At 71.8% G+C, this 8,239-nt stretch carries 6 protein-coding genes; 3 read left to right on the top strand and 3 right to left on the bottom strand.

The genetic code is table 11. The annotated features are described in order from the left end of the window. The 3 genes from STRIP9103_RS52035 to STRIP9103_RS52030 all read right to left on the bottom strand — a co-directional run. On the bottom strand, positions 1 to 439 hold a 439-nt coding region (locus STRIP9103_RS52035), incomplete at its 3' end, for a DUF2201 family putative metallopeptidase (RefSeq protein WP_009326369.1). Next, positions 436 to 1,770 (bottom strand): AAA family ATPase, encoded by a 1,335-nt coding sequence (locus tag STRIP9103_RS28955; protein WP_009326366.1) that lies wholly within the window; start codon positions 1,768 to 1,770, stop codon positions 436 to 438. The genes STRIP9103_RS28955 and STRIP9103_RS52035, both read right to left, overlap by 4 nt. 118 nt (positions 1,771 to 1,888) lie before the next feature. Beyond that, a complete protein-coding gene (locus tag STRIP9103_RS52030; protein ID WP_009326368.1) occupies positions 1,889 to 3,799 on the bottom strand; it encodes a hypothetical protein in 1,911 nt (636 codons plus the stop codon). A 193-nt stretch (positions 3,800 to 3,992) separates the two neighbouring features. Here STRIP9103_RS52030 and STRIP9103_RS28945 point away from each other — a divergent pair, with 193 nt between their 5' ends. The 3 genes from STRIP9103_RS28945 (at position 3,993) to STRIP9103_RS28935 (ending at position 8,174) form a co-directional block, all read left to right on the top strand. Continuing rightward, entirely contained in the window at positions 3,993 to 4,778 is a 786-nt protein-coding gene (locus STRIP9103_RS28945; protein WP_009326371.1) for a cyclase family protein, read from the top strand. After that, positions 4,775 to 6,433 carry a thiamine pyrophosphate-binding protein gene (locus STRIP9103_RS28940; RefSeq protein ID WP_009326370.1) on the top strand — a complete coding sequence of 553 codons (1,659 nt, stop codon included), beginning with the start codon at positions 4,775 to 4,777 and terminating at the stop codon, positions 6,431 to 6,433. Before STRIP9103_RS28945 ends, STRIP9103_RS28940 begins: the two co-directional genes overlap by 4 nt. Before the next feature lie 256 nt (positions 6,434 to 6,689). Then, a complete protein-coding gene (locus tag STRIP9103_RS28935) occupies positions 6,690 to 8,174 on the top strand; it encodes an MFS transporter (RefSeq protein WP_048821176.1) in 1,485 nt (494 codons plus the stop codon). The last annotated feature ends 65 nt before the right edge of the window (positions 8,175 to 8,239 follow it).

Below are 8,239 nucleotides of genomic sequence, written 5' to 3'. Positions count from 1 at the left end.
ACAGGTGCGACACCTCGTGCACCCAGACGCCCGCCAGTTCCTCCACCGGCGTCCGGTCCACGAAGACCGGTGAGACGTAGCACCGCCAGTACCGGTCGACGGCCATGGTGGGCACCCGCCGGGACTCGACGGTGTGCAGGGCGAACAGCGCGGTCGCGAGATAGGGCCGGGCTCGGGCGGCCTGCAGCCGGGCGGTGAAGAGCTTGTCGAGGTCCAGGGGCTTGGGTGTGTCGGCGGTGGGCCTTGTCGAGCCGGTGGACGGCATCGCGTCGGTGGAGTCGGTGGAGTCGGTCGGGGCGGTGGAGTCGGTCGGGTCGGTGGTGCTCATCGCGTCAGCCGGATCGGTCGCGCCAGTGGGACTGGTCACGTCGGCTGGGTCGATCGCCGGGGTGGGGCCCATCGCGCTGTTGGCGGAGCCCATCGTGTCGGTGGTGCTCATCGTCGGCCCACCTTCGCCCTGGCCTCGGCCCGGGCCTCCGCCTGAGCCGTCCGGATCGCTGCCTCGTCGGCCCGGCGGGACAGGGACACCACGCCGGCGAGCTTCTCGATCGACGTCGGGACGTCCCAGTCGTCGCGCCGCAGCGAGGCGAGGGTGGTCGCGGGCACGACCACGAGATCCGGCGCCCCCGTCTCCACGGCCCGGACCAGAAGCGCCCACGCCGCGTCCCAACGGGACCTCTCCGGGCGTGCGCGAACCGCCGCGACCACACCGTCGAGCGCGGCCTGACGCAGATCACCGCGCTCGGGCAGGACGGCACCCGCCGGATCGGCGAGCAGCACCTCGGGGTCGGGGAGGTCCATCCGGTCCAGACCGGCCAGCAACTCCAGCCCCGGACCGTCCCCCACGGTCCCCCTGACCAGCAGGGAGAGCACATCACGCGAGACACCGGAGGCCGTGGCGAAGGCGATCAGACGCAATGTCATGTCCCAACTCCGGGGTGACGGCCACGCCCCGCCCCGTCGGCTCTCGCTGCTGGGCAACTGGTGTACGAGCTTGGGCCGGGCCGCGAGGAGCCCGCACACCGCGCGACGGGCGAAGTCCACGGCCTCCGACAGCCGCTCCGGCTCCAGCCGCGGCAAGGTGGCCCGGGGCCAGGTCCCGCCCAGACCCCGCACGACGACCTCGTGGTCGTGCTCCCACCGCAGATGCACGAACCGGTTGGCCAACGGCGGGCTCAGCTCCCAGCCGTCGGCCGCCGAGGAGCGCGGATTGGCGGCGGCCACGATGCGTACGCCGGGCGGCAGTTGAAGCGCCCCGATCCGCCGCTCCAGCACCAGCCGGAGCAGGGCCGCCTGCACGGCCGGCGGCGCGGTCGACAACTCGTCCAGGAACAGCAGCCCCCGACCGGCCCGCACCAGCCGCACCGCCCAGTCCGGCGGGGCCATCGGAACACCCTGCACCGCCGGGTCGTCGCCCACGATCGGCAACCCCGAGAAGTCCGACGGCTCGTGCACGCTGGCGATCACGGTGGTCAACGGCAGATCCAGCGCCTCGGCGAGCTGCGTCAACGCCGCGGACTTGCCGATCCCCGGCTCACCCCACAGCAGTACGGGCAGATCGGCGGCGACGGCCAACGTCAGCGCCTCCAACTGTGTGTCGGGACGCGGTTCGGTCGTCGTCTCGCGCAACAGGGCCAGCAGGTCGCCGGCGACGTCGAGTTGGGAGGCGGGGGCTTGGGGGCCGTGGTCATGGCCGGAGGGGATGTGGTCGTCGGAGGGAGCGCGGTCGGAAGGGGCGACGGGCGCGACAGCCGGGGTGCAAGTGGGCATATGTGATCACCTTTTGATGTGTAGTGAGCCGAATGTGGGCATGGGAAGCAGATCCCCCGTGGTGTGGTCGGACCGGTGGGGGTGAGCCGGTGCGTTGCCAGGGGCGTGAGCCCCGGGCCTAGAAGAAGAGCGCGTCGCGCGAGCGGCGAGTGCGGGGACGACGACGGCCACCGCTGAGGCGAACACGGGAAGAGTCGGTCCCGAGCAGGCCCGCCCTGTACAACCCGTATGCGATCCGCCGCCGCGCCGCCTCCTCCAACTCGTCCCGCAGCGCACCGTCGCGCAACACCGCGTCGGGGCCCAGCAGACCCTCGACGACGGCCAGCGCACCGGCGGTGTCGCCGTGGTCGAGGCGTTCGCGTACGCCGGACAGACAGTCCGGGCGACGGTGCGCCTCGTCGATCGCGCGGAGACAGGGGAGTGGAGTACCGGTCAGCGCGACCAGCAGTTCCTCCCGCCGGATCTCGTCCGGATCGTGGTCCAACGGGGCCAGCACCCCGTCGACCAGCCCGATCCGATGCCGAGCACCGCGGCACTCCACGACCCGCGGTCCCCCGTCCTGTTCCGGCGCCCGGGACGGACCCCTGGCGACATGCCCCGGAACCAACGCCGACGCGACCAGCGGATGCAGCCGATCGATCTCGATCGCACCCGCCCGGATCAACTCCAGATCGGGCAACACCCAGGTCGCGGCATCGGGCAGCACCGGCAGCGACCCCAAGACCGGCTCCGAGCGCAAGCCGAAGGCCGGAGCTGAACGCAAACCGAAGGCGGGGCCCGAGCGCAGGCCGAGGCCTGGACCGGGGCACGAGCCGGAGTCGGGTCCCAAGCCGGAGTCAGGACCGGAGCCGGGACCGAAGCCGGAGCCGGGTCCCAAGCCGGAGCCGGGACCGGAGCCCGAGCCGGGTCCCGAGCCGGAGCCGGGACCGGAGCCCGAGCCGGGTCCCAAGCCGGAGCCGGGACCGAAGCCGGAGCCGGGTCCCAAGCCGGAGCCGGGACCGGAGCCCGAGCCGGGTCCCGAGCCGGAGCCGGGACCGGAGCCCGAGCCGGGTCCCGAGCCGGAGCCGGGACCCGAGCCCAAGCCTGAGCCGAGACCGAAGTCCGAGCCGAAGCTGCGGTACGAACCGGAACCGGTGTACGAACCGGAACCGGTGTGCGAGGCGGAGCCGGTGTCCGCGGCGGAACTGGGGTACGGACCAGAACCGGGGTACGAGGCGGAACCGGGATGTGAACCGGAGCCGGTGTACGAGGTGGCGTCCGTGTCCAGGTCCAGGATCAGCCGACGCCGGCCCCCGAACCGTACGAGGACGGGCCCGCTGGACCGCCCCTCGGCCCGCAACAGGATCGCCGCCTCGTCCGCCCACCGCCCGACGGCACAGCCGGCCTCCGGCGGTACGAGCTCCGCCAACGCCGGGTCCGGCACGGCGGGGCCACCGACGGGCAGCCCATGGCCGAGCGAACCCTCGACCGTCAGCCCATCCACCCCGGCCCGGTCCCGCAGCTCACCGACCCTGCGCACGTCCCACAGATGGCGATGCAGATCGAGCCGGAACCGCCGACTGGGACGAGGATGCGGATGCCGGCAGCCACCGACCTCGGAGCGGGACCCGTCCCACAACGCGAGGCTGATCCGCTGCCCACCGTCCGCCCAGGCGGGCGGAGTCCGCACCACGAGTCGCACCGGGTACGGACCCTTGGGCCCCACGGCGTCGTACCGAGCCAGCGGGATGGTGAGGCTCGGCCGCAACAACCCGTCGGGAGCGACCCTCGGCATGTGCCAGCGCAACAGGTCCGGCGCCAAGTGCCGTAGGTCGTCGCGGAGTCGGGCCGCGAGATCCTGCCCATAGGTACGCGCCACCGCACGCACATTCAGATCGACATCGATGCCTGCGGCAGCGCACGCCCCCGCCCAGTCGCCGACAAGTCGACGGGCGGTCGCGACCTCGATCATCGAGGGCGGCACGGCGAACTCCCGCACGCGCGCCCAGAAGGAAAGCCGGGAATCCCCGTTCGCGATATGAGTACCCATCAGCACTCACCTGACGCGGACGGGACCCCCAATCTGTCAACAGAGTGAGTCGTCATCGCGGGCGAGCGTAGCGCTGTCCGGCTCGATCGGCCAAGCGATTTCTCGGTGGCATGGCAGGGCAGGGTGGTAGGACGTCACCATGCCCCGCAGGGTGGACAGTTCACCCCAGCCGCGACCGTCTCAGGAGGCCGACATGGTCAAGCCGTCCGTTCTCGCAGGCCTGGTGGCCGGGATACACAGTGGTGGGATCGAAGTCGTCGACCTCACGTCGCCGTTGTCGTCGTCGACGCCGGTGATCCAGCTGCCACCCGAGTTCGGCCAGACGCAGGTGTTCGAGCTGGAGGAGATCAGCCGGTACGACGACCGGGGCCCGGCCTGGTACTGGAACAACTTCCGCAGCGGCGAGCACACCGGCACCCACTTCGACGCACCGGTCCACTGGGTCTCGGGCAAGGACCTGGACGACGTGGCGTCGGTGCCGGTACGACGGCTGATCGCGCCCGCGGCCGTGCTGGACTTCACGGCCGAGGCGGCGGCGGACCCCGACTTCCTCGTCGAGGTGGACCACATCAAGGCGTGGGAGGCCGACAACGGGCCGCTGCCCGAGGGCGGTTGGCTGCTGCTGCGCACCGGTTGGGACGCCCGCGCCCACTCCCAGGAGACGTTCCTCAACGCCGACGAGAACGGGCCGCACACCCCCGGCCTGTCCGCGGACTGCGCCCGCTGGGTGGCGTACGAGACACCGGTGATCGGCCTCGGTGTGGAGACGGTCGGCACCGACGCCGGACGCGCCCACTCGTTCGACCCGGTCTTCCCGTGCCACTCCTACTTCCTGGGCAACGACAAGTACGGCCTGACCCAGCTGCGCAACCTCGCGGCCCTGCCCCCGACCGGTGCCGTCGTCGTCGCGGGGCCGCTGCCCATCGTCGCGGGTTCCGGCTCACCCGCGCGGGTCCTCGCCCTGGTGGAGCGCTCATGAAGGTCGCCGAAGCGGTCGGCCGGGCTCTGTACGCGTCCGGGATCGACCATGTCTTCGGCGTGGTCGGCTCCGGCAACTTCCACCTCACCAACGCCCTGGTCGCGGCCGGCGCGCGATTCGTCGCCGCCCGGCACGAGGGCGGCGCGGCGACCATGGCCGACGCGTACGCACGCACGAGCGGCACCCTCGCCGCGCTCACCGTGCACCAGGGCCCCGGCCTCACCAACGCCATGACCGGCATCACCGAGGCCGCCAAGAGCCGCACCCCGCTGCTCGTTCTGGCCGCCGAGGTCACCCGGCCGAGGTCCAACTTCCACATCGACCAAGAGGCGTTGGCGCACGCGGTCGGCGCGGCCACGGCCCGCATCACCTCGGCCGACTCGGCAGTGGAGGAGGCCTGCGCGGCCGTACGTCTCGCCCTGCACGAACGCCGGACGGTACTCCTCAACCTGCCCCTGGAGGTACAGGCGCAGGACGCCCCCGGCACCGCGCCGCGTACGGTCGCGCCGCCACCCCCACGACCGTCGGTCGAACCGGACCCGGACCAAGTGGCAGGGCTGGCAAGGGCTTTGGAGACATCCCGACGCCCCGTCTTCGTGGCCGGCCGGGGCGCCCGCACCCCCGGAGCCCGTGAGGCCCTGCTCGCACTCGCCGACCGCCACGGCGCCCTGCTCGCCACCTCCGCCGTCGCCCACGGGCTCTTCCACGACAGCCCCTGGTCCCTCGGCATCTCCGGAGGCTTCGCCTCACCGCTCGCGACCGAACTCATCCAGGGCGCCGACCTGATCATCGGCTGGGGCTGCTCCCTGAACATGTGGACCATGCGCCACGGCACCCTGATCGGCCCCGACACCACCGTCGTACAGGTCGACGACGACCCCTCGGCCCTCGGCGCGCACCGGCCGGTGCACCTGGGCGTCACCGGCGACGTGGAACTCACGGCACGTCAGGTACTCGCGACCGGCGCGAGCGGCAGCGATGCCGGCGGCCCACGGCAGGGCTACCGGACCGCCGACACCGGAGCCGCCATCGCCACCCGCGTACGGTGGCGGGACGTGCCGTACGAGGACGAGAGCGGCCAGGGGCGGATCGACCCACGAACGCTGAGCATCGCGCTGGACGACCTCCTGCCCGCGGAGCGCGTGATCGGCGTGGACTCCGGCAACTTCATGGGCCACCCGAGCGCCTATCTGTCGGTGCCGGACCACCACGGCTTCTGCTTCACCCAGGCCTTCCAGTCCATCGGCCTGGGCCTCGCCACCACCATCGGCGCGGCTCTGGCCCGCCCCGACCGTCTCCCGGTGGCCGCCCTCGGCGACGGCGGAGCCCTGATGGGCGCCGTCGAACTGGACACCGTACGACGGCTCGGCCTGCCCATGGTGGTCGTCGTCCACAACGACGAGGCCTACGGAGCCGAGGTCCACCACTTCGGGCCCGCCGGCCACCCCCTCGACACGGTCACCTTCCCCCCGACCGACATCGCCGCCCTGGCCCGCGGCTACGGCTTCGAGGCGATCACCGTACGCACCCCCACCGACCTCGAACTCCTCGAAGCCTGGCTCGCAGGACCCCGCTCCGCGCCCCTCCTCATCGACGCCAAGGTGACCGCCGACCACGGCTCTTGGTGGCTGGAAGAGGCGTTCCGCGGCCACTGACCCGTAACGGGCCGTGCGCCCCGCATGACGGGCGGTGGCGCCCAGGGCCTGGCTCAGGGTCTGGCTCAGGGCCTGTCCGGGCCCGTGGTGTTCGAGTGGTGACGGGCGCGGGGCGGGCGTACGGTCGAACAACGGACGTAGGAGTGGACGTGACCGTTCACTGACCGATGCCGAGCGATGCGCCATGAGCAACAGCCCGCAGCCGAGCTCCCCAGTGGGGACCACCACCCGGGAAACGGGTGGTGGCGGCGGTGCGATGGCGCTGTTCGTCATCGCGTCGTGTCAGCTGATGGTGGTGCTGGACATCACCATCGTGAACATCGCGCTGCCGGACATCCAGCGGTCCCTGGACTTCTCGACCACGAGCCTGGCCTGGGTGGTCAACGCGTACACCCTGACGTTCGGCGGCCTGTTGCTGCTCGGCGGCCGGGCCGGTGACATTCTCGGGCGGCGCCGGGTCTTCGTCTTCGGCGTCCTGCTGTTCGTGCTGGCCTCCCTCCTCGGGGGTCTCGCCCAGGACTCCGGTCAACTCCTCGCCGCCCGTGCCCTCCAGGGCGTCGGCGGTGCCATCGCGTCGCCGACCTCCCTCGCGCTGATCAGCACGACGTTCCGCGAAGGGCCGGAACGCAACCGGGCGTTCGGGGTCTTCGCCGCGGTCTCGGCCGGCGGCGGCGCGATCGGACTGCTCGCGGGCGGCGTGATCGTGGAGTGGCTGAACTGGCGATGGGTGCTCTTCGTCAACGTGCCGATCGGGCTGCTCATCGTCCTGGCCACCCCCCGCTGGATCAGGGAGTCCGAACGCCATCCGGGCCACTTCGACATCATCGGCGCGCTGACCTGCACCGTGGGCATGGTCCTGCTGGTGTACGGGTTCATCCGGGCCGCCCAGGACGGCTGGCGGGACGCCCTGACGCTGGGCGCGTTCGCCGGGGCCGTCGTCCTCCTCGTGGTGTTCGTGCTGGTGGAGAAGCATTCCCGGCAGCCCATCACCCCGCTGCACATGTTCGCCGACCGCAACCGCGCGGGCACGTACGGCATCATGCTGTGCCTGGCCGCCGCGATCTTCGGCATGTTCTTCTTCCTGACGCTCTTCACCCAGAACGTGCTGGACTTCAGCCCCCTGGCCACCGGGTTCGCGTTCCTGCCGGTCAGCGCGGTGATCGCGATCGGCGCCGGGCTGGCGTCGCGGTTCCTGCCCGTGTACGGGCCCAAGCCGTTCATGGTGGTGGGCGCGATCCTCGCGGCGGCCGGCCTGAGCTGGCTGACGCTGACCGACGTCCACTCCACGTACGCCGGCAGCGTGCTCGGGCCGATACTCGTCTTCAGCCTGGGCATGGGCATGGAGTTCGTCTCGCTGACCCTGATGGCGCTGTCCAACGTCCCCACCCACGAGACGGGGGCGGCCTCCGGCCTCCTCAACGCCACCCAGCAGGTCGGCGGTTCACTCGGACTCTCCATCCTCGTCACGATGTACGGCACGGCCAGCACCAACGAGGCCGAGAAACAGATCCCCCGCTTCCTCTCCCGGGCGACCCCGACCGAACGCCTGCGATTCGAACGCACCGGGCAACTCCCGCCGCCCTGGTCCGACGAGGTACTCACCGCCGGTGCGTCGGCCGCCTTTGTCATGGCCGCGATTTTCACGGTTCTCGCCGCGCTGATCGCCGTCCTCACCATCCAGGTACGTCCGTCCGATCTGGAACGGCTGCAGGGCAACGCGATGAGGCCAGGTCCCGGCTGAGGGGCCTGGGGGAGGAGGGGACTGCCGGAGGGCCGGCTCAGGTGACCGGCCGTTACGGGAGGCGG

The organism is Streptomyces ipomoeae 91-03 (assembly GCF_000317595.1).
In the GTDB taxonomy this organism is placed as follows: domain Bacteria; phylum Actinomycetota; class Actinomycetes; order Streptomycetales; family Streptomycetaceae; genus Streptomyces; species Streptomyces ipomoeae.
Note: the sequence above shows the minus strand (reverse complement) of the source record. Positions and strands in the feature narration are given on the sequence as shown.

Excerpts from the sequence above, each read along its gene's own strand:
- STRIP9103_RS28955 (WP_009326366.1), bottom strand. The coding sequence starts at position 1,770 with ATGCCCACTTGCACCCCGGCTGTCGCGCCCGTCGCCCCTTCCGACCGC.
- STRIP9103_RS28940 (WP_009326370.1), top strand. The coding sequence starts at position 4,775 with ATGAAGGTCGCCGAAGCGGTCGGCCGGGCTCTGTACGCGTCCGGGATC.
- STRIP9103_RS28945 (WP_009326371.1), top strand. The coding sequence starts at position 3,993 with ATGGTCAAGCCGTCCGTTCTCGCAGGCCTGGTGGCCGGGATACACAGT.
- STRIP9103_RS52030 (WP_009326368.1), bottom strand. The coding sequence starts at position 3,799 with ATGGGTACTCATATCGCGAACGGGGATTCCCGGCTTTCCTTCTGGGCG.
- STRIP9103_RS28935 (WP_048821176.1), top strand. The coding sequence starts at position 6,690 with ATGGCGCTGTTCGTCATCGCGTCGTGTCAGCTGATGGTGGTGCTGGAC.